Origin of the sequence: Antrihabitans stalagmiti (assembly GCF_016482825.1) — a bacterium.
GTDB lineage: Bacteria > Actinomycetota > Actinomycetes > Mycobacteriales > Mycobacteriaceae > Antrihabitans > Antrihabitans stalagmiti.
The window spans coordinates 1-1461 of sequence record NZ_JAEMNV010000037.1 but is presented as its reverse complement, the minus strand read 5'-3'; the positions used below and the strand labels follow the sequence as shown (position 1 = coordinate 1461).

Genomic DNA, 1461 nt, shown 5'->3' with positions numbered 1-1461 from the left:
CCATCAAGAATGTCGATATCACCCACCACCACCGACGGATCAGCACACACCGCCTCCAACACCCGAACAAACCGCGCAGCCAACCCCCGCACCGTCACCTCATCGAACAAATCCGTCGAATACACACACGCTGCGCTCAGCCCCGCCGGCGATCCGTCGGCCATGTATCGCTCGGTGACACTCAACTGCAGATCGAACTTCGAGATCCCCGGATCCAGGTCGAGGGCGTCCACCGAGAGCCCAGGAAAGTTGGGGACAACGGTGTCGCCGCGTTGCATCTCGAAAGCCACCTGAAACAGTGGGTGGTGCGCGGTCGTCCGCGCCGATACCACCGCATCCACCAAGCGCTCGAACGGCAGATCGGCGTGAGCGAACGCAGCCAGATCGTTGTCCCGCACGTCCTCGAGAAGTTCGTCGAAACGCATCCCCGGCTCGATGCGGGTGCGCAGCACAACCGTGTTCACGAACATGCCGACCAGATCGTCCAGAGCGGGTTCGCCGCGGCCCGCTACCGGCGTCCCGACGATCACATCTCTGGCATCGCACATCCGCATCAGGACAGCGGCCCAGGCTGCATGCAACACCATGAACGCACTCGCACGCTGCTCACGCGACAACTCGCCCGCTCGAGCGTGCAGCTCCGCGTCGACGTCGAACTCGATCCGGGCTCCTCGCAACGACCGAACCATCGGTCTCGGCCGGTCGACCGGCAACTCCATCGCCTCGGGTGCGTCGGCCAAAACCTCACGCCAGTAACGCAACTGGCGCGCCAGCTCGCTGTCGGAATCCGACTCTTCGCCCACTACCTCGCGTTGCCACAACGTGTAATCCGCATATTGCACCGGCAGTCGTGCCCAGGTCGGCTCGGAATCGGCGGCCCGCGCCGCATAGGCAGTCGCCAGATCGCGCGCCAGTGGCGCCATCGATGCTCCGTCGGCAACGATGTGGTGCACCACGAGCAGCAGCACATGGTCGTCGGGCGCCACCCGGAACAGCCGTGCCCGCACCGGGACCTCGACGGTCACGTCGAACCCTCGCGTCACCACACTCTCGAGTCGTGCAAGCAAAACGCTCGGGTCAACCTGCGTCGCTGTCGGATTCAGATCCACTCGGGTAACCGGCACCACGACCTGCTGCGGGTCGTCCGCCGAGTCCGGGAACATCGTCCGCAACGCCTCGTGCCGCTGTACAACGTCGGCCAAAGCAGTCATCAACGCCGTTGCGTCCAACGGCCCTCGCAACCGCAGACCCACCGGGATGTTGTACGCGGGTGACGCTGTGTCGAATTGGTTGAGGAACCACATACGACGCTGAGCAAACGACACCGGCACCCACGCGGGCCGCACCCGCGACACCAACACCGGCCGCGAACCAGCCTCCGGAGCAATCGAACCCACCACATCAGCCAACCCCGCCACCGTCGGTGCATCGAACACCGACCGCACCTCCACCAACACCCCC

1 protein-coding gene is annotated in these 1461 nt (G+C 64.8%); it reads right to left on the bottom strand.

The window, feature by feature from the left end; all coding sequences use genetic code 11:
* Positions 1–1436, bottom strand: a 1436-nt coding sequence (locus tag JGU71_RS29575; RefSeq protein ID WP_307830001.1) for a condensation domain-containing protein, incomplete at its 3' end; no start/stop codon positions are given.
* Positions 1437–1461: the final 25 nt, after the last annotated feature.